Source organism: Brevibacillus borstelensis (assembly GCF_003710865.1).
Taxonomy (GTDB): Bacteria; Bacillota; Bacilli; order Brevibacillales; family Brevibacillaceae; genus Brevibacillus; species Brevibacillus borstelensis.
On sequence record NZ_RHHO01000033.1, the window covers coordinates 166852 to 193726 of the forward strand.

24 protein-coding genes are annotated in these 26875 nt (G+C 54.0%); 18 read left to right on the forward strand and 6 right to left on the reverse strand.

What is annotated here, in order from left to right; translation table 11 throughout:
- Positions 1–232 precede the first annotated feature (232 nt).
- Both EDM54_RS16820 and EDM54_RS16825 read left to right on the forward strand, forming a co-directional pair.
- A complete protein-coding gene (locus EDM54_RS16820; protein WP_003389600.1) occupies positions 233–670 on the forward strand; it encodes a MarR family winged helix-turn-helix transcriptional regulator in 438 nt (145 codons plus the stop codon).
- 6 nt (positions 671–676) lie between these two features.
- Positions 677–1432 carry an SDR family NAD(P)-dependent oxidoreductase gene (locus EDM54_RS16825; protein WP_003389599.1) on the forward strand — a complete coding sequence of 252 codons (756 nt, stop codon included), beginning with the start codon at positions 677–679 and terminating at the stop codon, positions 1430–1432.
- Positions 1433–1574: 142 nt separating this feature from the next.
- Here the strand turns inward: EDM54_RS16825 and EDM54_RS16830 are convergent, their stop codons facing one another.
- Positions 1575–2585, reverse strand: a complete 1011-nt coding sequence (locus tag EDM54_RS16830) for an LCP family protein (RefSeq protein ID WP_024983427.1) — start codon at positions 2583–2585, stop codon at positions 1575–1577.
- A gap of 257 nt (positions 2586–2842) precedes the next feature.
- Between EDM54_RS16830 and EDM54_RS16835 the strand changes: the two genes are divergently transcribed.
- From EDM54_RS16835 to EDM54_RS16915, 16 genes are all read left to right on the forward strand, one after another.
- On the forward strand, positions 2843–4417 hold the full coding sequence (locus EDM54_RS16835) for a long-chain-fatty-acid--CoA ligase (RefSeq protein ID WP_003389597.1): 1575 nt from the start codon (positions 2843–2845) through the stop codon (positions 4415–4417).
- A gap of 251 nt (positions 4418–4668) precedes the next feature.
- Entirely contained in the window at positions 4669–5748 is a 1080-nt protein-coding gene (locus tag EDM54_RS16845; RefSeq protein WP_122958491.1) for a CapA family protein, read from the forward strand.
- 537 nt (positions 5749–6285) lie between these two features.
- Positions 6286–7383 carry a diguanylate cyclase gene (locus EDM54_RS16850; protein WP_122958492.1) on the forward strand — a complete coding sequence of 366 codons (1098 nt, stop codon included), beginning with the start codon at positions 6286–6288 and terminating at the stop codon, positions 7381–7383.
- Between the two features lie 175 nt (positions 7384–7558).
- Entirely contained in the window at positions 7559–9403 is a 1845-nt protein-coding gene (locus tag EDM54_RS16855) for a M14 family metallopeptidase (protein WP_003389593.1), read from the forward strand.
- A gap of 284 nt (positions 9404–9687) precedes the next feature.
- A complete protein-coding gene (locus EDM54_RS16860; protein WP_003389591.1) occupies positions 9688–10692 on the forward strand; it encodes a hypothetical protein in 1005 nt (334 codons plus the stop codon).
- Between the two features lie 168 nt (positions 10693–10860).
- Positions 10861–11865, forward strand: a complete 1005-nt coding sequence (cuyA, locus tag EDM54_RS16865) for a D-cysteate sulfo-lyase (RefSeq protein WP_031931914.1) — start codon at positions 10861–10863, stop codon at positions 11863–11865.
- 337 nt (positions 11866–12202) lie between these two features.
- Positions 12203–13438 carry a branched-chain amino acid ABC transporter substrate-binding protein gene (locus EDM54_RS16870; protein WP_371862573.1) on the forward strand — a complete coding sequence of 412 codons (1236 nt, stop codon included), beginning with the start codon at positions 12203–12205 and terminating at the stop codon, positions 13436–13438.
- 144 nt (positions 13439–13582) lie between these two features.
- Positions 13583–13843, forward strand: a complete 261-nt coding sequence (locus EDM54_RS16875) for a metal-sensitive transcriptional regulator (RefSeq protein WP_003389588.1) — start codon at positions 13583–13585, stop codon at positions 13841–13843.
- 136 nt (positions 13844–13979) lie between these two features.
- Positions 13980–14459, forward strand: coding sequence for a DsrE/DsrF/DrsH-like family protein (locus tag EDM54_RS16880; protein ID WP_003389587.1), 480 nt, complete (start codon positions 13980–13982; stop codon positions 14457–14459).
- Positions 14460–14785: 326 nt separating this feature from the next.
- Positions 14786–15910: an MBL fold metallo-hydrolase gene (locus EDM54_RS16885; protein ID WP_003389586.1), complete on the forward strand. Its 1125-nt coding sequence runs from the start codon at positions 14786–14788 to the stop codon at positions 15908–15910.
- Positions 15911–15959: 49 nt separating this feature from the next.
- Positions 15960–16190, forward strand: coding sequence for a sulfurtransferase TusA family protein (locus EDM54_RS16890; RefSeq protein ID WP_003389585.1), 231 nt, complete (start codon positions 15960–15962; stop codon positions 16188–16190).
- A gap of 289 nt (positions 16191–16479) precedes the next feature.
- Positions 16480–17334 carry a MurR/RpiR family transcriptional regulator gene (locus EDM54_RS16895; protein ID WP_031931911.1) on the forward strand — a complete coding sequence of 285 codons (855 nt, stop codon included), beginning with the start codon at positions 16480–16482 and terminating at the stop codon, positions 17332–17334.
- Positions 17335–17533: 199 nt separating this feature from the next.
- Positions 17534–18889 carry an ABC transporter substrate-binding protein gene (locus tag EDM54_RS16900; protein WP_003389583.1) on the forward strand — a complete coding sequence of 452 codons (1356 nt, stop codon included), beginning with the start codon at positions 17534–17536 and terminating at the stop codon, positions 18887–18889.
- A 26-nt stretch (positions 18890–18915) separates the two neighbouring features.
- Positions 18916–19881 carry a carbohydrate ABC transporter permease gene (locus EDM54_RS16905; RefSeq protein WP_003389582.1) on the forward strand — a complete coding sequence of 322 codons (966 nt, stop codon included), beginning with the start codon at positions 18916–18918 and terminating at the stop codon, positions 19879–19881.
- Between the two features lie 19 nt (positions 19882–19900).
- Positions 19901–20719, forward strand: coding sequence for a carbohydrate ABC transporter permease (locus EDM54_RS16910; protein ID WP_003389580.1), 819 nt, complete (start codon positions 19901–19903; stop codon positions 20717–20719).
- Positions 20720–20750: 31 nt separating this feature from the next.
- Positions 20751–21818 (forward strand): GNAT family N-acetyltransferase, encoded by a 1068-nt coding sequence (locus EDM54_RS16915; protein ID WP_122958493.1) that lies wholly within the window; start codon positions 20751–20753, stop codon positions 21816–21818.
- Between the two features lie 107 nt (positions 21819–21925).
- Here EDM54_RS16915 and EDM54_RS16920 read toward each other — a convergent pair whose 3' ends face one another.
- The 5 genes from EDM54_RS16920 to EDM54_RS16940 all read right to left on the reverse strand — a co-directional run bounded on the left by EDM54_RS16920 (position 21926) and on the right by EDM54_RS16940 (position 26400).
- Entirely contained in the window at positions 21926–22660 is a 735-nt protein-coding gene (locus EDM54_RS16920) for an ABC transporter permease (RefSeq protein WP_122958494.1), read from the reverse strand.
- Between the two features lie 3 nt (positions 22661–22663).
- Positions 22664–23377 carry an ABC transporter permease gene (locus EDM54_RS16925; RefSeq protein ID WP_003389576.1) on the reverse strand — a complete coding sequence of 238 codons (714 nt, stop codon included), beginning with the start codon at positions 23375–23377 and terminating at the stop codon, positions 22664–22666.
- Entirely contained in the window at positions 23374–24297 is a 924-nt protein-coding gene (locus EDM54_RS16930) for an ABC transporter ATP-binding protein (RefSeq protein WP_024983416.1), read from the reverse strand. Before EDM54_RS16930 ends, EDM54_RS16925 begins: the two co-directional genes overlap by 4 nt.
- Before the next feature lie 64 nt (positions 24298–24361).
- A complete protein-coding gene (locus EDM54_RS16935) occupies positions 24362–25726 on the reverse strand; it encodes a HAMP domain-containing sensor histidine kinase (protein WP_122958495.1) in 1365 nt (454 codons plus the stop codon).
- Complete coding sequence (locus EDM54_RS16940; RefSeq protein WP_003389573.1) at positions 25723–26400, reverse strand: response regulator transcription factor; 678 nt, start codon at positions 26398–26400, stop codon at positions 25723–25725. Before EDM54_RS16940 ends, EDM54_RS16935 begins: the two co-directional genes overlap by 4 nt.
- Positions 26401–26875: the final 475 nt, after the last annotated feature.

The following is a 26875-nucleotide window of genomic DNA, read 5'->3' on the forward strand; positions in this document are numbered from 1 at the left end:
GTATTCCTCCGGCTTTTCTTTTGGCAGGAAGAAAGCTGTGCATTGATAATCCAACACCCTCTCACAAATGTTCTCCTCATTTATATAGTCGAACGGAGCCAAGCTCCGGTTCATGAATTTTTTGCAAGGCACGTTGACATGAGCTGATCAAATGATTTAGACTAAAACTGAAAAAGTTAAAAGTATTAACTATTAAACGTTTTAATAAACTAGGGAGATGGTATAGCCTGCCATGGATGTAAAACAGTCACTATCCAAACAGTTTTCCATCATGATGCACAAGTTTATCGTGGCCTATGGCAAGGCCCTCGACCCGGATATTTCCGGTTCTCAGGTGTATATGCTGGAGATCTTGCAGGACGAGGGAACAAAAAAGAGCTCGGATGTGGCGGCACAACTGGAGATCAGTCTTCCAGCCGTTACGAATCTGGCCAACAAGCTGGTCAAAAAAGGGTATATCAAACGATCTGTCTCCGCAGAGGATCGCCGGGTAACGCTCCTCGAGATCACACCGACCGGGTCGGACGTTTTGAAGCGGATTCTGGACAAGTACCATCATTTGACGGAAACGCTTTGGAGCGGCTTTGCTCCCGAGGAATTGACGCAGCTTCTGCAGCACTACGAAAAAATGGTTGCCAACCTCAAGCATTACCAACCTGACAAGGAGTGAAATGACATGACAACACAACAACAAGTAGCTGTAATCACTGGTGCAGGGAGCGGCATGGGCCGCGCGACTTCGATCAAGCTGGCCGAGCTCGGCTATCGCCTGGTACTGGTCGATTTCAACGAGCAGTTCGGTGAAGAAACGCTCGCGCTCGTAAAGGAAAAAGGCGCAGAAGCGATCTTCGTAAAAGCAAACGTGGCCGAAAGCGCCGATGTGCAAAACTATGTCAATCAAGCGGTCGAGACGTTCGGCCGGATCGATGTCTTTTTCAACAACGCGGGAATCATCCAAAAACCGTACCTGTTCGCAGATATTCCGGATTCCGAGTTTGACCGCATTTTCGCCGTAAACACCAAAGGCGTGTTCCTCGGCATGAAATACGTCATCAAAGTAATGGAAAAGCAAGGCTCCGGCGTGATCATCAACACGGCATCCACGGCAGGCGTGAAGCCCGAGCACAGCCTGGGCGTTTACTCCGCTTCCAAGCACGCAGTCGTCAGCCTGACCAAGTCCGCTGCGATGGAATACGCGAAAACCGGCGTCCGCATCAATGCCATCTGCCCTGGCGGCGTAGCGACCAACCTGGTAGCCGGTTTTGAGCAAACGATCAAAGAAACCGGAAATGTTCCGGAAATCCAATTCCCGCGCATCGGCTACATGGCTGATCCGAATCAAATCGCGAGTGTGGTCGCTTTCATGGCTTCCCCGGGCGCGTCCTACATGACAGGCTCTATCGTCGTTGTTGACGGTGGTCTCACGCTGTAAGCGGCTGTTTCCGCGATCGAACACCATTTGTCAAAACCTGTTTATGCCAACTAGCCGAGAAGGCTGTCCTCCAAGCAGATGCTCTTGCTTGAGGGACAGCCTTCTTTTTTGGATGCATGGTCTTGCGGGGGGTGTACATGTATTACGAAGCTTGCGGCAGCGTACTGCTTTTTGCGAGTCCCAAATGCTCCTGCAGCGTTTTGCGGATCTCGGCCAAGTCCTGCTCGTCCAGCTTGTAGTAATAAATGTTGTTCTTGTACATGCTGCTGCCTTTCAACTGCAGCTTCTCAATATTGACGCTGCTTCCCTTGGCAAAATGATAGAACGCCTCCAGGTCAGACAGCCGCAGGTTCGTCTTCACATTGTCGCCCAGCGCCTCCAGCAGCGCTCCGTACTTGGTGACAGAGCCGAACGACAGCGTTTTGTGGAAGATCGCTTCCAGCACGAGCTGCTGGCGTTTGCCGCGCTCCATGTCGCTGTCTATTTTTCGGGTCCGGACCAGCGCCAGGGCTTCTTCGCCGTTTAACGTCTGCAGCCCTTTTTTCAGCTTGATCGCACGCGGCCTGTCTTTGCTGTCCTGCTCCGTAAACGTGATCGGAACATCTACCTCGACCCCGCCGAGCGCGTCGACGATTTCCATAAACGCCGTGAAATTTACTTTTACGTAGTAATCGACCGGGACGTCGAGCAGACCTTCCACTGTTTCCACCGCAGCGTCCACGCCGCCGAAGGCATGGGCGTGATTGATCTTGTCCTTTTTCTGCTCAACCGGCACGTATACGTAAGAATCGCGCGGAATGCTGAGCAGCTTCACGGAGCGGTCTTTTTTGTTGAAGGTCGCAAGCAGAAGGGCGTCCGTGCGGATGGCTTCCCCGTACTGCTTATGTCTTTGCTCGCTGTCATCGACACCCATGAGCAGGACAGAAAAGCTGTCTGCCAAAGCATCCTTCTTTTCCACACGCTTGGGTGAGATCGTTCCCCGCTGCAGCTCCTGATGGGACTTTTCCTCCAGCATGGCTGCCTTGCGGTACAGATCGACCGCATACCCGGTTGAGACGAACAGCAGGACCAGAATGGGGATTAGCAAAAAAACGATGCGACGCTTGCTCTTTCGTTTTCTTTTTAGATTTTGAGTTTGGTTATTTTTCACAATAAACTCCACCTCGATAGGATGTACACTGAGTGTAGACGATTTTCGACAAGATTTCGTTACAGGGGGGTAACAACTGGCAGAAAGGGGGCATTTTTTGACGAGTTTTTGTTTTCTTCTGAAAACAGGCAGGAAAAATGGCGAACAAGCTGTAAAATTAGGAGAGAGGTAATAGGATAAAGTACCGCGAATATGTTGGCATCGGCAGCACATGTCTGAACGGAAGCTTTCGAATCAAAATGATGAGGGAGTGTAGGACGATGAGCACAAACGAACTTTTGCAAAGTACCTTGCCGCAAATGCTGGAACAAACTTGTAAGCGCTTTCCTTGGCGCTGCGCCGTTTACTTCAAAGGACAGCAATGGGATTACGGGACACTGGGAGTGCTGGTCAAGAAGTTCGCCGCCGGATTGCACAGTCTCGGGATCGGGCAGGGAGACCGAGTGGCGGTCATGCTGCCCAATTGTCCGCATTACGTGGCAGCCTACTACGGCATTCTGCAGCTGGGCGGAATCGTCGTACAGGTCAATCCCATGGCGGTCCCGGCCGAGCTGGAGCATTATTTGACCGACTCGGGTGCCAAAGCCTTGATCACCTTTGCTCCCTTTTTGCCGGTGGTCGAAAAGGTAAAAAGCGCTGAAGGCTTGGCGGCGAGAATCATCGTTGAACTGCCTCCTACGGATTCGGAGCTTCCAGCCGGATGGCTCCGTTTTGAAAACGTCATGGCACTTGCCGAGGATTTGCCGGAGGTGTCAGTGTCTCCGGATGACATCGCGGTTCTCCAGTATACAGGCGGTACCACAGGGCGCTCCAAAGGGGCGATGCTGACTCATCAAAATCTGTATGCCAACGCCTATCAGTCACACATGATCATGGGAGGAGACGTCGACAATCCCGACCGGATCTTGACAGTGATTCCGCTCTTTCACGTTTACGGCATGACCGTTTGCATGAACATGGCCATTTTTGGAGGATCGCAGCAGGTCATGCTGCCCCGCTTTGACCTGGAAGAAGTGCTGCAGACGATCAAGGATACGAAGCCGACGGTATTCCCGGGGGTGCCGACGATGTACGTGGCTGTCAATGCCCATCCGCAGGCGGAAGAGTACGGCATCTCGTCCATCCGCCTGTGCGCAAGCGGCTCCGCACCGCTTCCTGTTGAGGTCATCAAAGGCTTTGAAGCCAAGACGCAAGGCATGATTCTCGAAGGCTTCGGCCTGACCGAAGCCTCCCCGGTCACTCACTTCAACCCGAGGGATAAGCGAAAGGCCGGGTCGATCGGGACGGCTATACCGTTTACAGAGTCCAAAATCGTCAGCCTCCAGGACGGCGAGACGGAGCTGGGGCCGAATGAAGCGGGAGAGCTGGTCGTGCGCGGTCCGCAAGTGATGACCGGCTATTGGGGAATGCCGGAAGAGACGGCGGCAACGCTCAAAGACGGCTGGCTGTACACAGGGGATATCGCCTACAAGGATGAAGAGGGATATTACTATATCATCGATCGGAAAAAGGATTTGATTATCGCCGGGGGCTTCAATATTTATCCGCGTGAGGTAGAGGAGGTCCTCTATCAGCACGCGGCTGTGCAAGAGGCTGTCGTCATCGGCGTGCCTGATGCGTATCGAGGAGAGACGATAAAAGCGTTCGTGGTTCCGAAAAAGGGAGTTGTCCTGACCGAAGAGGAAATCACCGATTTTTGCCGGGAGAACATGGCCGCCTACAAGGTGCCGAGAATTATCGAGTTCCGCGACGCCCTGCCGAAAACGGCCGTAGGCAAGATTTTGCGGCGGACGCTGCGGGAGGAAGCAAAAGGAGCAGGCGCGACGCAAGAATAAGGCTCAGGCGCGACGCAAGAATGAATAAGGGGCAGACAGGACGCAAAAACGGACGGATAATCAGATTGGACGCAGGCGCTGCAACAGCCTTTTTTGTCCGCCCCAAGCTGTTCCAATACGAAACAGCGCTCCTTAAAAACAGAAAACAGAGGGCCGCCTGGGCATCCGGGCGGCTTTCGCTTTTCGTCATGTTTCACGCTCTTGCCCTCATAGAATGAGGCAAACAAGCAAAGAGGTGAAACAAGATCGACATGTGGAAAGCGGTTGTCTCCATCCTGACTGCCTGGTCGCTTGCCAATCTCAGCCTCTTTCCTGCGTTTGCGGGGGCGGAAACGAGCGGGGCAGTGCAGCAATCGGCCCAGGCGCAGCAAGACCCGCCTGCTCCGCAGACAGATGAGCCGATCACGGTCACGGTGGTGGGCGACATTTTGCTGGACAAGAACGTCGGAGCGCAAATCGAACGCTACGGAGTGGACTATCCTTTTGCCAAAACGGCCGAGCTGCTCAAGCAGGCTGATCTGACAGTGGGGAATCTCGAGACTGCCGTCAGCAGACGGGGATCCCCCGAGCACAAGGAATTTACCTTCCGGGCCAAGCCGGAAACGTTGGCAGGCCTTGCAAATGCCGGCTTCGACGTCGTCAATTTGGCCAACAACCACACGATGGACTACGGAATGGACGCCTTTCTGGATACGATGCAGCATTTGCGCGAGAACGATATCGCTTACGTAGGCGGAGGAAAGGCGGAGGAGGAGGCGTTTGCCCCCTATATCCAGACGATCAAAGGAAAGAAGGTAGCAATCATCGGGCTGAGCCGTGTACTGCCCAATCAGAAGTGGTTTGCGGGGAAGAACAAGGCGGGGCTGGCTCACGCCTATTCACGGGAGCCGATGCTCGGCTATGTTCGCAAGGCTGTGGCAGAGTCCGACATCACCATTGCGATCATGCATTGGAATTTGGAGTACAAGGACTACCCTGAGCCGTACGCCCGCCAGATGGCCCGTTTGCTGATCGACAATGGAGTGGATGCGATTGTGGGGTCCCATAGCCATTCCCTCATGGGGGTCGAATGGTACAAAGAGGCCCCGATCTTTTACAGCGTGGGCAATTTCGTCTTTACGACGCCGCGAAATCCAAAGGGCTCCGAGTCGCTGATCGTCACTTTGACGTTTGCCCAGAACAAGACAGACGGCAAGATCATCCCGGCTAAAATTGTAAATGGCCAGCCCGTTCCCCAGGCAGGAGACAATGCGAAAAAGCTCAGGGAGAAGGTTGCGAAGCTCTCGTATGGGGCAGGGGTTGACGAGGCGGGAAATATAACGAGGAAATAAAAGGCAACGAGTTTCGGTGAAAGCAAAAAAGGGTATCTCCTCTATTGTTATGTAGAGGGGAGCAAACCTGATGGATTCCTATAAACACTTTACCCTGCGCTTCTGGCTGGTCTTTTTGTTTTCCGTCTCGACGTTTTTGATCGTGCTGAGCTGCGGCGCCGGCATCTATCTGGTGGTCAAGCAGGTGATGACAGATGACATCCTCGACATCAACCGCGCCTATAGCGAGAAGATGGCCCAGACTACCGATCTTATGTTTCAGAGTATGAAAAAGAATCTGGAGACGAGCGCCGGCGAGATCGCCCCTCTTCTGAAAGATCGCCAGAGGCTGCAGCAACATTTGAAGCTGTGGCAGGAAAGCACGTTGTTCTTCAATTCCATCTTGGTCGCAAACAGCAAGGGAAAGATTCTCGCAACGGAGCCGAGGATGGAAGTCGATGGGCGATTTCTGATGTCGAGCGGTGCGAGAGAAGCGCTGGAAAAGAAAAAAACAGTAGTGTCGCAGCCATATAAAGCGATTACGGGCAGACTGATTTTTTGGTATCCACGCCTCTGTGGGACGAGAACGGAAATTATGCCGGTTTTCTGGGCGGAACGTTCTACCTGGAGCAGGACAACACGTTGCATGAGTTCCTCGGCAAGCATTTTTACGAAGACGGCTCATACTTGTACGTTGTCGACCAGAATGGCACGCTTATCTACCACCCGGAGGAGGAAAGAATCGGTCAAATGGTAGACGGCAACAGCGTCGTCCAAAAACTGATGGACCAAAAATCGGGCGCGGAGCGAGTGGTCAATACGCAAGGCGTCCCGATGCTGACCGGGTACGCCTATGTGCCATCCGCCAATTGGGGGATCGTTTCCCAGACCCCGGAAGAGGAGGCGCTGGCTCCAACCCTGAAGGTCGTCCTCGACATGTTTGGATATATCAGTCCCTTCTTCATTTTGCTACTCTTGATCTCGTTCTCTCTGACCCAGAAAATGGTCAATCCATTGCGCCAATTGGCCAATTACGCCAAAAGCGTGCGAACGGCGGGAACAGAGGTACAGCCGTTTCCGACGATCCCGACCTGGTACTACGAGGCCGAGCAGATCAATCACGCTTTTCAGCAGTATGCGGAGACGTTGCGCCACAAAATGAACGTGATCAAACGAGAGTCATTGACCGACCCGCTGACCGGACTTGCGAATCGCAGATACATCGAAAATACGTTGCGTCAGTGGACGGAAACGAAAAAACAGTTTTCGGTTCTTCTGCTGGACGTAGACGGATTCAAAAAGGTAAATGACGAATTCGGTCACCAGACCGGAGATGAGGTATTGCGCTTTCTCTCCCAGGCGATGAAGCAGCATGTGCGGAAAGGGGACATTTGCGGCCGCTACGGCGGAGAGGAATTTATCGTGCTGCTGCCGGAGACGAGTGCAGAAACGGCGTATCTGATGGCAGAGTCTCTGCGGATGTTTATGAGCGATACCGTCAGTCCCACGGGCGAGCCTGTGACGATCTCGCTTGGAGTGGGGACGATCGCTCCGCAGATCGATACAAAGACATTGCTGGCTCTGACTGACGAGGCCATGTACAAGGCAAAACAGGAAGGACGAAATCAGACGAAGCTGATGAGAACCATTGTGTAGCCGATCCTTAAAAAGCCCGTTCTTTGACGAAATTTGGTCAAGCAGCGGGCTTCTTGCTGTCAACATCCAAGAGAGAGCCGGTGCGACTCAAATCAAGAGGAATAAACAGAGACCTGTCCCAGTAATTATGTAGTATATTTCAGAAAATTCAAAACAACATAAGGAGAGATGAATGGTGAAACGCTGGTTTCCCGGACTTCTGGCGACGATTGTGTTGTCACAGGCAGGTATTGTATCGGCTGCTGCTTCTCCAGTCGGTCAGGTACCGTTTCTGAAACGCCCGTTTATCCCTGCGCAAGCATCCTTTGAGGTAAAGCAGTACGCATATCCGGAGACCAAGCCGATACAAGCTGGCAAGTTTGACATCCAGCACTATCCCCTTTACGACGAGGTGCTGTATTGGCTGGAGACGTGGGCGAAGCAGTATCCTGATCTCGTAGAACTTCAGTCAGCGGGGAAGTCACTGGAAGGCAGGGACATCTGGCAAATTACGATCACCAACAAAAAAACCGGTACTGCTACCAGCAAGCCGGCTATGTGGGTAGGGGCAAACCGGCATTCCGGAGAAGTGACGACAAGGGTGGCTGCGCTGCATTTTGCGCATGAACTCCTCTCCAAGTACGGGAAGGACCCTGAGATTACCCGCTTGCTGGATACCCGCACATTTTATGTGAGACCTGTTGAAAATCCCGACGGCTCCGAGCTGTACCTCAATACCATTCAAACCAATCGCTCCACCAATCGGCCCGTTGACAACGACGGAGACGGCATCATGGACGAAGATATTCTGGAGGATTTGGATGGTGACGGCTATTCCCGGCAAATGCGTCAGTATGTCGGGATGGGAAAGGGGGACTACATAAAAGACCCGTCTGACTCGTCCGGACGTTTGATGAAGCAGGTTGGAGAAGGAAAAGGAGACTATCGGGTATTGTCCGAGGGCATCGATAATGACGGCGACGGAAAATACAATGAGGATGGCATTGGCGGTTTGGACATTCACCGCAATTATCCGGAGAACTGGCGGCCCATGACGGAACAGACCGGGATGGGATGGACCCAGGGGGGAGCGGGAGAATATCCGTTATCCGAACCGGAGATGCGGTCAGTCGTCTTGTTTCTACTGGAAAATCCCCACATTTCGGTCGTAGAGACGATGGATACCACGGTGCCGATGCACCTGCGTCCCCCATCCACCAGCAAGAGTGAGGAGTCCATGTTTCCGGAAGATCTGAAGTACTATGAGCATTTGGACAAAAAGGGCCAGGAATTGACCGGCTATCCGTGGGCGGGAGACGTTTACTACACGTACCACACCCGCAGGGGCGGCTCGGAAGGGACACCGCTGTTCGGGCATTCGCCTGACTGGGGGTACTTTCAGTATGGAGCGATCTGGTACGGTGACGAGCTGTGGGGGAAACAGGAGTATGTCAAAGACTACAACAAGGACGGCAAGACCGATGAGCTGGATCAGCTATGGATGAATGATCACATACCGGAATTGAAGGGCAAGCTGTTCCAAAACTGGATGGCCTACGATCACCCGCAGTTGGGGAAGGTAGAAATTGGCGGCTGGAACCCGAAATTTTGGAACCAAAACGCTCCTGCGGGAAGCTATTTGAAACAGGCGGTCGAAAAACAAAGCAAATTCAATCTGGAGTTGGCCAAATCGCTTCCATTGCTGGTCGTTACAAAGACAGAGGTGAAAAAGAATCAGGACGGTACTTCAACGGTGAGTGTGACGGTGACAAATGAAGGCTTTTTGCCAGATGCGTTAAAGCAGGCATGGCTCGTCAAAATCGTGCGCAAAGGCTCCGCGAGCATCGAACTGGGGGATGGCCTGGCTTTGGCCGACGAGAATACGGATAAAATCCAGGATGCCGGATTCTTTGGAGGCGCCTTGGAAGAGGAAGAGCGGACGAAAACATTTTCCTGGACCGTCAAAGGAAAGGGGAATGCCGAGGTGACCATTCGCTCGACCCGCGGCGGGACCGTGAACGTGGTGATACCTGTCAAATGAGACTCCCACGGCTAGAACCACAGGCTTTCAGTCGGCAATGTCTGTAAAGAAAGCACCAAACGAATGAGGGGCTGTCCAAAAAAGCAGTGAAGCTGCTTGACGGAAGAGCCCCTCGTCTCTTTTCGTGCGCCTACACCATCTTCACTTGGAAATGGTCAAGTCCATTTTTTTCATGCGCTCCTGTCAACAAATCGTTGCAACTTGCACAAGGCCCCAGCCCGTCTGTTTCATTAAGAAGGCAAAGAGGCAGATGCCTGAAAAAACAGGGCGAAGGAGGCAGCCATATGAGCACGATCCCCGCTAAAAGACGATGCAAGCGAGTACACCGGTACCTTTGGCTAAGGCTGCTGCTTACCCTGACGATAACAGCTACGATGCTGTGGCTTTTTTTCGCGTCGGCCCCGAGCATAAGAGCGACATGGCTTTGGAACACGGAGCTGATCACAGAAAAGGGTGAGGCCATCCTTTCTTTTGCCGAAGAAAACGACATCAACAGAATTTATCTGCACATCGATCAAAAGAATGTGCCGCCGGAAGCGTATCGCACATTCATCAAGGAAGCGAGCGCAAGGGATATACAGGTGGATGCCCTTGGCGGCGACCCTGCCTGGTCGCTCGTCTCCAGTCAAAAAAGCATTGCCTCCTTTATAGACTGGGTGCATGTCTACAACCGTGCTGCGGCTGAAGACGAGCGCTTCACCGGAATTCACGTCGACATCGAGCCGCATGTGCATCCGCAGTGGAAGCGTGACAAGGAAGCCTTGAAAAGCCAATGGATGGAAAACATGCAGCTTGTGGTCCAGGAGACGAAAAAAGATCCCGCTCTGCAGGTGAGCGCCGATATTCCATTCTGGATGAACGAGCTGCCTGCGAGCGAGACGCAGAGCGTCAGTGAATGGCTGATCGGGCAGCTCGATCATGTGACATTGATGGCCTACCGGGATTACGTGGAAGGCTCCAACGGGGTGCTGGACATCTCGAGCCGCATCCTGGACGAAGCAGGATATGATCGGCAAAAAGTGGTGGTCGGCCTGAATGTGCTGGAAAGCGACGAAGGGGACCGGACGACGTTTTATGAAGAAGATACCAAGATCATGCGAGAGCAGGTAAGCATACTCGAGACGCGGATGAAGAAATACTCCGCTTATGCGGGATATGCGATTCATGATTACGAGCAATGGGAAAAGAAAAGCAGGCGTGAAAAAGAACGGTCCTCAGCCAAGAAAACATCGGCGGAATCTGAAGAAAAGCCAAAGGAGGGCAAGAGTGCGGCCGAGGAAAAAACATAGTGTAGTGGAGATGCTGCCGGTAGAAACTCCCTGCAAATTAGGCTATGATGAAGGCAATCTTGAATGTGATCATGCAGCCAATCAGGCAGAACACATATGAACGTAAGCAACTCACGCAGTTTCCAAAATCGCAAGCGATTGTTGGAGACAGGAGAGGAGACGAGCAAAGTGAACCACATCCGTTATGAGCGCAGACGGTATACGAACGGACAGACACCGATCGAAGAGCTGAAACGCTTATCCGAAGCATTAGGCGGCCCTGCCATCTATATCAAGCGAGATGATCTGCTCGGGCTTGCAGCGGGAGGAAACAAGACGCGCAAGCTGGAGTACCTGGTGGCGGATGCGCTCAAGCAAGGTGCGGATACGCTGATTACCTGCGGAGCCGTACAGTCCAACCACTGTCGGCTGACTCTCGCCGCAGCAGTGCGGGAGGGGCTGCGCTGCCAGTTGGTGCTGAGCGAACCGGAAACGGGGGGCTACAATCCCCAGGCGAGCGGCAATCATCTGCTCTTTCACCTGATGGGAGCCGAGAAGCTGCAGATCATTCCTGCGGATGGGGATATGCCGGCAGAGATGGAAAAACTCGCTGCAGCCCTGGAGAAAGAAGGACGAAAAGCGTACCCGATCCCGGTCGGCGGCTCCAGCGAGGTAGGGACACTCGGGTATATGGCTTGCGCCGAAGAGATCGAGCAGCAGGCATGGGAGATGGGCATTCCGTTTGACTATGTGGTGACCGCGACGGGAAGCGCCGGGACGCAAGCCGGACTGATCGCCGGTTTTGCCGCCCGCCAATCCTCTGCTTCCGTCATTGGCATCAATGTCAGCCGGGACCGCGAAACGCAGGAGAAAAAAGTCCATGAGCTGCTGCTCTCTACGGCAGAGCTGGTTGGACTGAAGGGAGAATGGCCTGCTTCGCTGGTTCGCTGCGAGGACGAATACGTGGGCCCCGGCTATGCGATTCCGACACCTGAGATGGTGGAGGCCGTGAAGCTGCTGGCCCAAACCGAGGGGATTCTGCTCGATCCGGTCTATACAGGAAAGGCCATGGCCGGTCTGATCGGGTTGATTCGCAAGGGAGCGTTTCGCAAAGAGGATCGGGTGTTGTTCCTGCACACCGGAGGGGCACCGGCGCTGTACACTTATGCAGATGTGTTCTTAGCGGAGAGATAAGGTATGAACAAGTCCGTAATCCGTAATAAGAGGAGAAATACGCCTGCCTTTTGTCGCACTCTCCAGAAGCCGACGCAATGATGCGTCGGTTTTTTTATCTCCTCTGCCGAAAACTGATCCATAAATGTAATGAATTACAAAAGATGGAATTTAAATAACGGTACGATACATACAGAACGAAAATAAGAAGATGAAGCACAAAAATGCGATTATGAAAATAGATAGAATGTAACATTTATGCAGGTTATTCATTGACGATATGTAAGGTTAAGAATTTTCTATTTTTTCTTATATTTACAGATAAGATAGAAATAGAAAACATACAGGGGGGATTTTCGTGAGTCAAAAAAAGTTGACTACCGTGCTGGCGTCCATGCTGCTCCTCAGCATGTCGCTTGTCGGCTGTAATTCGCAAGGTACAGCTCCTGCTCAGAACAACCAGTCGGGCGGCAATACCGCATCGTCCGGCGGCAGCAGCAGTGGGGGCGGCGGGGGCGGCGAAAAGATATTGATCGCCACGCAAAGCCCGCTTTCCGGATCACAGTCCGCCATCGGCGATGCGATCAAGACCGGAGCCGGATTTGCCATTGAAAAGCGGAAAGAGGAGTTCAAGCAGCTCGGCTTTGACTTGCAGTTGTTCCCTCAGGACGATCAGGCTGACCCGAAAATTGGCGTATCCAACGCGGAAATGCTCGTAGCCAACCCGGATGTTTTGGGTGTAGTCGGCCATTTCAATACGGGCGTAGCGATCCCCTCTTCCGTAAAGTATGAGACGGGCAGTCTGGTCATGGTATCTCCGGCAAACAGCGGGGTTACATTGACGGAGGAGGGCAAAAAGACCGTTCACCGGATCTGTGCCCGCGATGACGCCCAAGGTCCAAAAGGAGCCAAGTATGCCAAAGAAGTGCTCGGCGTGAAATCCGTCTTCCTGATCCACGACAAGACCGCTTACGGGCAAGGGCTGGTCGATCAGGTAAAAGCGCAGTTCGAGAAGGACGGCGTTCAGGTACTGGGCTACGAAGGGGTAAACCAGGGCGAGAAGGATTACAATTTCGTCGTGAATACGGCCGTCGCCAGCAAGCCCGACATGATCTATTTCGGAGGCATCTATCCGGAAGCGGGCATCATCGTGAAGCAGGCGAGGGAAAAAGGATATACCGGCATGTTTATGGGCGGGGATGGCATCGATTCCCCTGACTTGATCAAGATCGCCGGTGCCGCAGCCGAAGGCGTCTATCTGACTGCTCTGGCTGGAGACGCGAAGCAGTCCGAGGAAGGCCGCAAATGGGCGGAAGAATATGAAAAGGTAATGGGCAAAAAGCCGGGAACCTATTCCGACTACGCATATGAGTCGGCCAATGTGATTCTCGACGGACTGGCAGCCGCCATCAAAGAGAACGGCGGGAAAAAGCCGACCCGCGAGCAGGTTCTGGAAAAGGTCCACAGCACGAAAGATTACCAGGGCAAATTCGTAAAGGTCACCTTTGACGAGAAAGGCGACAACGAGTTCGCGGATGTCTTCATGTACAAGTTTGAGAAGGAAGGCACGAAGTTCATCGGAAAAATCGAATAGGAGAGTTATGCAAGAGGGGTTCTGCAAATTTGACAGAGCCCTTCCTTCCTGTCTATTATATACCCATAGGGGTAAGGAGATTGCGCATGCAAACCCTCCTTCCCAGCAAAAAGATCGGCCGGCATAGGTCAGGAGGAAGCCAAAATGAAATACGGAGACAATGTGAAAAACCGCCTGAAACGGGTAGAGGGGCAGGTCCGGGGAGTCCTCAGCATGATGGAAACAGACAAGGATTGCAAGGAGGTCGTCAGTCAGCTCTCGGCCATTCGCTCGGCTGTGGACAAAGCGATCGCCTTGATCGTGGCGGAAAATTTGGCGGCATGCATCAAGGAGGAGCTGGCGGAAGGCAGGGATACCGATCAAGTCGTGCAGGAAGCGATTCAACTGCTGGTCAAGAGCCGATGATGCACTCGGTCTTGACAGCAAAACGCGGCTTACAATATACTAATAGGGGTAGGGGTATATAACGATTGGGAAGCCAGTCTGTTTTTTTTGATCTCATAAATACCCCTGTAGGTATAATGGGAGGAGGAGTTCAAAAATGGAAGCTCAAAAGCAGACGACCATGGTCGTATTCAGCGGTGATCTGGACAAGGCGATGGCCAGCTTCATTATCGCAACCGGAGCTGCAGCCATGGGAAACAGGGTAACGATGTTCTTCACCTTCTGGGGCTTGAACATCTTGCGAAAAGAGCAGCATGTACCGGTGCAAAAAGGATTTTTGGAGAAAATGTTTGAGCGGATGATGCCCCGTGGTCCCGGAAAACTGGGGATTTCCAAGCTGAACATGGGCGGAATGGGCCGGACGATGATGAAGCACATCATGAAGAAAAAGAACGTGGCTTCGCTGCCCGAGCTGATCCAGCTTGCCAAGGAGCTGGATGTGGAGATGATTGCCTGCACGATGTCCATGGACGTCCTGGGAATCAAGGAAGAAGAGCTGGCAGACGGCCTGAAATTTGCAGGAGTGGCAACCTATTTGGCGGAAGCCGAACAGTCCAGGGTCAATCTGTTCATTTAAGCGAAACATTTGGAGCCGTACGTGTTTGAAAGCAAAGAGTGCCGGATCATAAGGGGAAAAAACATCCAAAGCCGTTTCATAGAAGGCTGATTTCCCTGGTGGCTTCTTTCGGCATTTTATATACCTATATGGGTATATGCGTATATAAAGCATGTGATCCTGACCTGCCAAAGCGGGATGAGAAGCAGGCAAGCAGCGAGGATTTTGCTGAAAAACGGGATGAAACAGGTCAGCCATTTGCGCAACAGGCATGTCAGGATGGACAGGAGCAGTGAAAAAGTAGTTTTGCCCGCATTCAAGCTTAAAACAACCAGGAGGTGATTGATATGTCAGCAGGAGCAATAAACGCAATTCAACTGAACGAAAAGGTGGAGCAGGGTGTTTTCCTGCTCGATGTGCGCAATCCGGAAGATTTTGCGGACTGGAAGATCGAAGGGAAAGAAGTGCGATCTATCAATATCCCGTACTTTGATTTCCTTGACGACAACGAAAATATCTACGGACAGCTTCCCGCTGACGAAGAGATCGTCGTCATTTGCGCCAAGGGCGGAAGCGCCAAAATGGTGGCCGATCTGCTGGACGAGAAAGGCTTTCAGGCGAGCTATCTGGAGCAAGGCATGCAGGAGTGGAGCCAGTTTTACCGCCCGGTGACCGTCATGGAGGACGACAACCTCAAGCTGATTCAGGTAAATCGGCTGGCAAAGGGCTGCCTGTCCTACATGTTGATCTCAGGAGGCGAAGCGCTGGTCGTCGATCCCAATCGGCATATCGAGGAATACTTGTCGCTAGCCGAGCAGGAAGACGCCGCCATCAAATACGTCCTCGATACGCATCTGCACGCCGACCACATTTCGGGTGGCCATGAGCTGGCCGAAAAAACCGGGGCTGTCTACTACATCTCCTCCAGCGAGATGCAGGGCTCCGAACTCTCTTATGAGCCGCTGGAAAAGCAGGGCATGCTGGAAGTCGGCCGTGCCGAGGCAAAAATTCTCGCTGTTCCTACGCCCGGACATACCCCGGGGAGTGTCTCCGTATTGGTAAACGATCGCTACCTGCTCTCCGGCGATACCATTTTTGTCGGCGGCCTCGGCCGACCCGATCTGGGCGGCAAGGCGGCAGAGTGGGCGCAAGCCTTGTACGACACGGTGTTTACCACAATCGCTTCCCTGCCGGACGACGTGCTGGTGCTGCCGGCTCATTATGCCGAAGCAAGCGAGATTCGGCGGGAGGGATATGTGGGAGCGCCGCTCGGAGAGATCCGCGGAAACAACGAAGTGATGCGGACGGCAAACCGTGATCGATTTGCGGAAAAAGTCGCTCATGCCGTCGGAGCGACGCCTCCCAACTACGAGGAGATCGTCGAAATCAACCGCGGAGCTGCCAGTGCATCTCCGGAAAAGGCGACAGAGCTGGAGATCGGGCCCAATCGCTGCGCCCTTCACCACGGTTAAACCATTGTCAAGAGAACAAAACCAGGAGGCTGCCAAGGAGGTCATATTCATGATAAACGTAGACGTATTTGTAGATGCAAAAGGATTGTCCTGCCCGATGCCAATCGTCAAGGCGAAGAAAGCGATGGATGCGATGGAAAGCGGGCAGGTCATGCAGGTGGAATCCACCGACAAGGGCTCCGTCAACGACTTTCAGGGCTGGGCTCGTTCCAACAGCCATGAGGTGTTGAAAACGGAAGAGGAGGGTGGAGTATATCGGATATTTGTGAGGAAAGGCTGAGGCGAATAAAACAATTCGGGGGCCGGCTTCCGCCATAGTGTCAGGGGAAGCCGGCTTTTTGCAGCCTGTTTGTTTCATCGTTGCCGATCCATATTTTCTGTTGATAGCGGAAGTCTGAAAATTATTTTTATGGAGAATAGTTTGTGTTGATTTTTTGTTTCAAAGTCGTATAATGATTGTAAAATGGCAAAAGATACCTGCGATGCTCATGATTGGATGAGCTGATTCATACTGGCTGAAATAGGCATCGCTTACAACAACATTTGTGATAAAGGGTGATGAAGCCGTGCTGAGCGGAGGATTGCTGCGAATCCGTGAATACTTGCAAGATATAAAGCCGTCCGAGCGGAGCGTGGCAGAGTACATCCTGGAGCATCCGCGGGAGGTCATCCGCATGTCGGTCAAGGAGTTGGCGGAGCGGAGCAACGCCAGTCCAGCCGCGATTATCCGCATGTGCAAAAGCATGGGCCTGGAAGGCTTCCCGGAGCTGAAAATACGCATCGCGGCCGATCTGCAGTCCCCTTCCGCCGGAGAGGACGAGTACAAGGAAATCCGTCCTACCGACGACATTCCCACCCTGATCGAATCCGTCACTGCCAATCACATTTTCTCCCTGCGCGAGACGATCAAGGTTCTGGATCCAACTGCCGTCGAACAGGCGGTTCGGGCCATGTATCGGGCACGCCGGATCGACTTTTTCGGAGTGGGCGCATCCCAGTTGGTCGCTCAGGACGCGCAGCAAAAATTTTTGCGCATCAATAAAATGTCGACGGCACACGCCGATGCCCATCTGCAGATTACTTCCGCTGTCACGCTGACGGACAAAGACGTGGCTGTCGGCATCTCCTATTCCGGGGAGACCCGCCAGGTTTTATCCGCGATCAAAAGGGCGAGGGAAGCGGGAGCAGTCACGATCGGCATTACGAAGTTCGGGCAAAATTCGATGTCGGCGCTGGCAGACATTCACCTGGCCACGGTTTCATCGGAGGCAGACATGCGCAGTGCCGCCACTTCGTCCCGCATTGCCCAACTGGCTGTCATCGACATGCTGTTCATGGGGGTAGCCGCGCAAAGCTATGACAAGGCTGTATCCTCATTGCGAAAGACCCGTCAGGCAGTGCTTGCCGAGTTTCGCACCGATTAGGCAAATCCTATTCAGAATATTGAGACTATATTACCCTGCATATCCGCCGTTCTTTGACTAGCAGATCTGCCGCATTGGCGCTTGTTCAGTCAGCCAGCATACCGTACCCGTGATCCCACTCTATTCGCACTACAGACCGCAGGCAATACCCATACCTTATTGGCAATACATTTTTAATAGATAAATGGAGGGGTCTGCATTGAAACGAAAGAGGAGCTTTTCACTTTTTTTGTCGGCACTCTTGTCTGCCGCCCTGCTGATTACGGCCTGTACCGGTCAGCAGGCAAACACTGGCGATCCGCAGAATGCGAAGAACGATTCTGAGCAGATCGTACTGAAAATGGGGTACTACTCCGATCCTCCCACGCAGAAAAAAATGGAGGAGCTGCTCGCGAAGTTCATGGAGAAGCACCCGAATATCAAGATCACGACAGAAACAGGGCCTCACGCGCAATTTTTCCAAAAGCTGAATACGCAGATAGCAGGAGGCAATGCTCCCGATCTGTGGCTGAGCGACGGGGTGAAGGTGTTTGAATTCGCCGAGCGCGGCGCTGTCAAGGACTTGCGCGAACTGATCGAAAAGGACCTCAGCAAAGAGGAGTACTACGGCATGGACGCCAACAAAGGCCCAGGCGGCGAGGTTTGGGGCGTTCCGCAGGGAATCCAGATCGGGGTGCTCTACTACAACAAAGCCCTTTTTGACAAGGCGGGCCTCAAATACCCGGATGCCAACTGGACGTGGGATCAGGTGAAGGAAGCGGCCGAACTGATGACCATTGACGCTTCCGGAAAAAATGCCAAAGATCCTTCCTTTGATCCAAACAAGGTTTCGGAGTACGGCTTCACCATCTTCAGCAGTCCGGTCGGGGTGAGCCGAGGCTGGTTCCCGCTGATGAAAACGTTCGGCGGCGGCGTGCTGGACAGCAGCCTGCAGAAGGCCGTTCTCGACACGCCTGAAAACAAACAGGCGATCGAGTGGATGGTAGACGGCATGAAGCGGGGGATTTTCCCCGATCCGGTCGACCTGCAAAGCTTCCAGGACCCGTTCAAGCCTTTCCTGAGCGGCGTGTCCGGAATGCAGATCGACATCTACGCCGCGCGGGTAAAAATGCGCGAAGCCGGACTGAACTTCGATGTGGCGCCGATTCCGGCAGGACCTGGGGGCAAACGCTTTGCACCGAGCATCGTCAACTCCTGGGTGATCAGCAAAACGGCCGACGAGAAAAAGACCCAGGCAGCCTGGGAGTGGATCAAGTACTGGGCGACGGACGACGAGGCGCAGAGGGAGTGGGCGTCGCTTGGCGAAGCCATTCCGGTCAAGAAAAAAGTGGCCGAGGAGGTCCTCACTTCCGATACTTCGCTGAACGCGAAGGTTTTCTTGGACAGCATGGAATTCGCCGGTTCCCTCGATGCCAACGCTGTATTTGGCGAATGGCGCAAAGCGTTTGACGAGTCCATGTTCCCAGCGTTTTCCGGCGAGGAGAGCGTCGAGCAAGGCTTGAAAAAGGCCAATGAGGCCGTGCAAAAGGTTCTGGATGGATTCTACAAGAAATAAAAAACGCTTACGGGGGATAGGCAGACATGAATCAAAATACACAACTCACTGGTGAATGGAAAACCGATGAGCGGCCTGTACCAAAGCCCCGAAAACGAAAGCGGCTCGACAGTGAGGGGAGATGGGGGATTTTACTCATCTCCCCGTATCTGATTCACCTGATCGTCTTTGTCGCGTTCACTTCCATCGCATCGCTGTACATCAGCTTTACGGACTATGACATGCTGAATCCTCCCGAGTGGACGGGACTGGCCAACTACAGCAAGATGATCGACGATCCGCTCTTCTGGAAGGCGCTGAAGAACACGCTCTACTTCACGATCCTGCTCGTTCCGATCAAGACAGCGCTCGCTCTGGTGCTGGCTGTCGCGCTGAATCAAAAGCTGAAAGGCTTGAAGCTGTACCGGATCGCTCACTTCATCCCGGTCATCTCGTCCTGGACGGTTATCGCCTACGTAGCTGACTCGATTTTCAATCCGCGCTTCGGCTGGGCCAACAGCCTGCTTGTCAGCCTGGGACTGGAGCCGAAAAACTGGCTGGCCGATGAGCAGCTGGTCATTCCCGTTCTCGTCGCGGTGGCGATATGGAAGGGCGTCGGCTACATGATGGTGCTGTTTCTGGCCGGTTTGCAAAACGTGCCGGGCGACCTCTACGAGGCAGCGGAGATCGATGGAGCCGGACCCTTGCAAAAGTTCTGGCGCATCACAGTGCCCCTGATCTCGGGGACGACCTTTCTCGTGCTGATCCTGAGCACGATCAGCTCGTTCCAGAGCTTTGAACAGATTTACGTCATGACGGCAGGAGCGGTCGATGGCGTGGCAGGCGGTCCCAACAATGCCAGCCTGGTGCTGATGCTGCACCTGTACCGCGAAGGCTTCACCTTCTTCCACATGGGCTACGCATCCGCGATTGCCTGGGTGCTGTTCCTGATCCTGTTTGTCTTTACATTTATGCAAATGAGACTGCAAAAACGCTGGGTCCACTACGATTGAGGAAAGGGGGCAGCCACATATGAGCATACGTAAAATACTCGCCTATGCCGCTATCGGAATCAGTTCGGCCATCATGTTCATTCCCTTCCTGACAGCACTGTTCAACTCCTTGAAAACAGTGGGCCAATTCAACAAGTATCCGCCGGAGCTGTTCCCCGATCCGATCAAGTGGAGCAACTATTCGGAAGTATGGGAACTGGCCAATTTCAGCACCTATACGTTGAACAGTCTGACGGTGTCGGTGCTCTCCATCCTGGGGGCGATCCTGTCCAGCTCGATGGTAGCGTACGCTTTTGCCCGGCTTCAGTTTCCATTCCGGGATACGCTCTTTATGATCGTGCTCGGAACGATGATGATTCCCGGCGTCGTCACGATTATCCCGCAGTTCATCATCTTCAAGCAGCTCGGCATGCTGGATACGCTGATGCCGCTCTGGGTGCTGGAATGGCTGGGACAGCCCTTTGGCATTTTCCTGATGAGGCAGGCGTTTTTGGGAATTCCCCGGGAGTACGAAGAAGCGGCCAAGATCGACGGCTGCAATCCGTTCCAGATTTACTGGCGGGTCGCCCTGCCGATGTGCAAGCCGTCGCTGGCTACGCTCGCGATTTTCACCTTCATGGCGAAATGGAACGAAATCCTCGCTCCCGTCATCTACATCACGACCCGGGAAAAATACACCCTGCCGGTCGGCATTCTGTCGTTAAAGGGGCAGTGGACAGGGGGGAACGACCAGTACCTGGTGGCTGGGGCGTTGATCAGCCTGATCCCGATCCTGATCGTATTTCTGATCGCCGAGAAGTATTTTGTGGAAGGAGCCAGAAGCTCCGGGCTGAAGTAAAAGCTGGCTTCCAAATGAACGGAGGAGCAATATGGAATATCATCCGTGGTCGTCAAAATGGCTGGACGCCGTATGTCAGCTTTGGAATGAGCAGTGCGGCGACCGTTTTCCGATGAGACCCGAGCTGCTTCGGCAGAACAGCCTGGATGATCCGCATCTGCTGCCGGAGGGCTCATGGGTTGCCGTAGAGAAGGAAAACCAGCGGCTGGTCGGCGTCGTCATCGCCAAGAAATGGAGCGAAGCAGATCCTGTCACATGGGGAAAAGGCTCGGGCTGGATACAGGCTCTCCTGGTGGACCGGGCTTGCCGCAGGCAGGGGATTGGCGCAGAGCTGCTGAAGCGGGCGGAGAGTGCGCTCTTTCAGCAGAACGTCGAGAAAATCAGCCTGGGGAGCGATTGGTGGCACTATTTCCCGGGTGTTCCCGACGAGGAACAGGAGACGATGCGCTGGGCAGAGAAACGGGGGTACATCGCCGGGAAGCAGCTGTTTGATTTGATCTCCTCGCCGGAGGAAACAGCGGGTAACCGGTCAGCATCCGGCGTCGGGCAGCCTGCGACAGGCAAGGAACGGCCAGCATCCGGCGTCGAGCAGTCTGTGTCCGGCAAAGAACGGCCTGCGTTCGGCACCGAGCTGCCCACCTTTGCGGAAGTCACGTTTCGGGAAGGCAAGCCCGAGGACCGCGACGCGCTGATGGCCTTTTTCAACAGATGCTTTCCCGGACGGTGGGAATACGAAGCGCTCTGCTATTTCGAAAAAGGAGGCACCGGACGGGAATTTGTCCTCGCGGAGAAAAACGGGGCGATCATCGGCTTTTGCCGGATCAATGATGCCCGCTCGCCCATTATCGCCCAAAATGTGTACTGGGCTCCGCTCTTTGCCGACGAACTGGGCGGGATCGGCCCGCTCGGAATCGATCCGCAGGAACGAAAATACGGGTACGGTCGGGGAGTTGTCGAGGCGGGGATATACTTCCTTCGGCAGCGGGGCATCGAGCGGATTTGCATCGACTGGACCGACCTGGTGGACTTTTACAGAAAGCTGGGCTTTGAGGTGTGGAAGGGGTATCGCAGCTACTCCAAAATCTTGAACGTGGGGTAAAAGAAATCAAGGGGACACTTCCACCCAAGACTCTGCAAGGAAGCCAAGCTGCAGCAAAGCTGCCTCAACAACGGTTGAGGCAGCTTCTTTTTTCTGCGGCACGGTACTCAGATCATTTTACGCTGAAAATAAACGAATCCGGACAGGAAAAACGCGATGAAGCTGCCCAAAATGACGATGAACAGCGTTTCTGGCGGGACGCCCAACACCCCAGGTTCGGCTTGTTGCGCCCCCGAGAGCATGGCAATCATTGGCTGCGCCCACGGGTACCACGGGCCATATTTCTCGGAGTTGACCAGCAGGATGTTCGGCAGCGTGAAGATGGCGCTTACCGCCATCGGTGCAGCGAAGCTTGACCAGGCCACGGAGACGGCGAGCTGCAGCGCAGCCAGCGGCATGCAAGCCACCCACCCCCCGACGAGGCTGCTGACAAGAATATCCCAGGGAACAGCTGCCGAGTAACCCTTGACCGTTCCGACCGCCAGCAATCCTGCGAGCAGAAGGCATTGGGTCAAGAGCAGCAACCCTATCACCCAAACGAATTTCACCACATAGACGGTACCGCGGGAAACGGGCAGCGCAAGCATCTGCTTCCATCCGCCGCCGACATGCTCGTAGCGGCAGACGAACGCAGACAGTACCCCGGTCAGCAGCGGCAGAAACAACAGGCCGTGAGGGGCCGCCATCATAGTGTACGTCATTCCCCATGCCATCTCTTCCATCTCTGGAGCGATTCGCATCCCCAATCCAAAGATCGTGGACAATGCAGGACTGACGAATACCAGCAGCCAGATCGGCGATTTCCGCAATTTCAGCAGCTCAGATCGGAAAAACCTCCACATGGCCTAACTCACGTCCTTTCGGATGAAATGGATGAGACCGATAACGTAAATGACCAGCCCCAGGAGCAGGCCCGGTCCAGCCGAATAGAAGGGTTCGTTCCACTGATTTTCAAGGTAGAGCCATTTCAGCGGAACCCAATCACCCACCGCTGTCCCGAACAGGCAGAGGACAGAGAAAAGAACGCCTGTCGTCAACGGAATCGCCTGATTTTTGATCGTGATCGAAAGCCAGGTTTGCAGTGCGGCAAAGGGCATCGCCGCAAGGAATGGCAAATACGACTTGACCAGCAGCGTGACAAGCGGAATATCGGTGCCGTATCCGAGGGCGATGCCGAGAACCACTGTGCCGGCTGCCAGCAATGTGCAGGCGCACACCAGAAGCGTGCAGAGCAGGGTGAACTTGCAGGCAAAGACGCACCACTTCGATACGGGCAAGGCCAATGTCTGTTTCCAGGCGTTCGTCTGGTGCTCGATGCCCGCAATCATGGAGGCGACAATCGCAATTCCCATCAGCAGGGTCGGCACCGAAAGCTGGTGCACGTTTCCGATAACCGCCCCCCACAGATCGTCGGCATACCGCTTGGTCAAGTAATCGTACCGGAGGAAAAAATTTAGTGCCTGCAACCCCACAACGCCGAGCGGGCCGAGCGCGATCAGAAGCCAGATCCCTTTGCGGCGGATTTTGAGCCATTCGGATGCCATCACTCCCCGCATCATAAGCTGTCGCCTCCACCGGTCAGCTCGAGGAACATGTCTTCCAGAGAACGCTTCTCCTCTTCCACCCGATACACGGAAATATCGTTGTGCACAAGAAGTTTGACCAGCCGGGCCAGCTGCTCGTCGGATTCGTGAGGCAGCAGCAGCCGATTTGCATCGGTCAGCTCCCATTCCGCCTGGATTCCACTGGCAAGCAGCATCTTCCATGCGGCCTCGCCTTGATCGACGCTTATTCGGATACGGGAGCCCGAGTGCTGCCTGAGCGCTTCGATCGAATCCTGAAAAATCAGCTTGCCCTGGGCGATAATGCCGACCTGCGTGGCCATCTGCTCTACCTCGGACAATAGGTGGCTTGATACCAGAACGGTCATGCCAAGCTGCTTCGGCATGCTCTTGATCAATTCGCGCATCTCCAAAATGCCGGAGGGGTCCAGGCCATTCGTCGGCTCATCCAAAATGAGCAGCTCCGGCGAGCCAAGCAGCGCCGTCGCGATGCCGAGCCGCTGCTTCATCCCGAGGGAAAAGCCCTTGACCGGCCGCTTCGCTTCCTTCGTAAGCCGCACGACCGACAACACCTCGTCGATCCGGGATCGCGGCACATCCAGGATGCAGCGTACCGCCTCCAAATTTTCATAGGCCGTCAGGTGTCCGTAGTAGGACGGATATTCGACCAGCGATCCGACGCGCCGCAGCACCGACAGCCTGTCCTTTTGCAGATCGCGTCCGAAGATCCGCACGGTGCCGCGAGTCGGCCGGATCAGGCCGAGCAGCATCCGGATCGTCGTTGTCTTTCCCGCGCCGTTCGGCCCGAGAAAGCCGTAGATTTCACCTTGGCCGATCCGCAGGTCCAGCCGATCGACGGCCATTTTATTTCCCAGCTTCTTTGTCAATTGATTGGTTTCGATTACGGCTTCGCTCATGACAGTTCATCACCTCAATACCGGATTGTAGCGGTGCGAGGTTAAATCCAGGGGAGAGCGAAGGTTAAATTTCGTTTAAGCGCAAGCCGGCAATGGCCATTCGAGTTCCACCACAGTCGCTTTTGACCTCCCACTTGAGCTGCATTTCTTTCAGCATCAGCTGCACGATCGTCAGGCCGATCCCGGCTCCCTGGTTCAGCGACTTGCCGTTCATGCCAGGCCCCCGGTCCTCAAGGCGAATGGCTGCCTGTCCGCCCTCCGGCTCGAGCCTGACGGAAAGATAGCGGCCGGTCCGTGCATGCCGGAGTACATTTTGCAGGAGATTGTCCAGAATGCGTTCGATCCACATCGGGTCGACCCGGCATACGACAGCCGATTCCGGAAGCTCCAGCTCCACGGTAAAGCCCTTTCTTTCAAAGGCGGGGTACCAATGAGCCAATATCGTCCGCAGCAGCCGGACCATGTCGGTTGGCTCCGGACGATACGGGTATTTGCCGGCTGACAGCAGCGTATAGGAGAGCAGGTTGTCGATCAGCTCAGCCAAATAACCGATCTTGTGGTCGATCAGCTCGACTGATTGCATCCCTTGCTCACTGAGGTTTTCTTGTTTGAGACTGTAGGCATGGCTTCGGATGGATGTCAGCGGCGTACGCAAATCGTGCGACAGGTTGGCGATGAGCTGTCGCCGCAGCTGCTCTTCTTCCTGCTCCCGTTTCCGGCCGAGCTCAAGCTGCCTGATCATCGCGTTGAACGCCTGCTCCAGCCTCCCGATTTCGTCCGGATTGTTCACCTCGATCGACTTCGGAATCCCGTTTTCGGTCGGAGACGTCATTGCTACCTCCAATCCGAGCAACCGTTTGCGCAGCCGATAGATAAAGATCCAGGAAATGAACAAAAACAGGCAGAGAATGACCAGAGCGACGACGATAAAGAGATGGTCCCGTTTTTCCGAGAGCTGCTCGCTGCTCGTCTGGATCACGGAACGGTCGACCTGAAAAACCATAAAGCCTTTGTCCCGACTGTTTCCGATAAAGGCCACCGTCGTGAATGGATCGGCATCGTAGTGCTCCTTCATGAACTGAATCGTATAGGACGGTGTCCACTGATCGGGGATTCCCAAGTCCTTTGGAAGCGCAAGCCGCGTCTTTCCCTGCGCATCGACCCAGAACACGGAAGCCTGCTCGTATTTTTCCTTCAGCTCGGTCAGTCTCCGGCTGATCGCTTCGTCATCGGCACCGGCAAGCTGCCTGGCTTCCTGATGCCACATCTGCTCCAGCCAGACCCCGTTTCGATACATGTTCGGCTCGTCATCGCCCAAAAGCACCGTATTTAGCGCAATTGACAGCAGCGGAAACAGTATCGGCAGAAGCAGTATCGCCAGCAAAACAATCAGCAAGTATGTAAACAGCAGCGAATTGCGGAATTTCATAGCTTCACCCGGTAGCCGATGCCTCGAATCGTCTCGATCAGGACCGGAACGCTCGGATCGAGCTCGATTTTTTCGCGGAGGTGTCGGATGTGCACGTTCAGCGTTTTGTCTCCTTCGATGTACGGTTCGCCCCAGACCGCCTCATAGATTTGCTCCTTGGTCAAAATTCGGTTTGCATGCTTCAAAAGGTACATAAAAATCTGCAATTGCTTCCCGGTCAGTGCGATCTCCTCGCCCGAACGACTGTCAATGATGAGGTTCCCGCCGATATCGACCGTGATATGACCGAGCTGCAGAGCTTGCGAAGCCGCCGAACCGTAGCGCCGCAGCAGCACCTCGACTCGTGCTGCCAACTCGTCGGGGTGAAACGGCTTCGTCAAGTAATCGTCGGCGAACTGCAGCCCTTGCAGCTTGTCGTCTACCGCCGTGCGAGCCGAAAGCATCAGGATCGGGAGGTGCGGCGCTGTCTTCTTCAGTCGCTGTCCGACGGTAAAGCCGTCCAGGCCGGGCAGCATCACGTCAAGAATAACCAGATCGGCAGCTTCGGCGTATTGCGCCGCACGGTCCCCCGACGTCAACCAGTTGACCGCATATCCCCTTCTGGACAAATCTTCTTTGACCCAGGCACCGATGTCGGCATCGTCTTCGATATATAAAATGCGTTTGTTCAGCATAGTAGCTTCCCCCGTCCTTTATCCGTTTGCGGTTTCTCATTTCATTTCCTTGAGGCATGTTATCTGACGACGTTAGGATCGCTCCTTTCGTTCGTCCTAAGATGCTGTTGCATTCTTTTAAAAAGTACCAAAAAAACAGACGGACGTCATATCTCTCGTACGCATGGTTGCGCCGTATACAAACCGTCCCTGCCTACCAGTCGGCGCTTCCTTCATGTACAGGCAGCGGGAGTTTTGCGAGATTGCCCAACTTCTATCATAGCAAGTACGGTTCAGCTAGTAGAAGGGGCAGGCCTGAAACACGGCAGCGATTTGCTTTCATACCGGAAAGCGGATTGTTTGACGCAAATTTGTTTCGGAATAGGGGGTGTAGCCTGTGAAAACGTCCAGGGGAGCGGATGAAATGCCGAGAACAAGGGGAAGGGCTTTGGAAGACAAAGAAGGCAGTTGCACAGCAAAGGACGAGTAGCAAGGA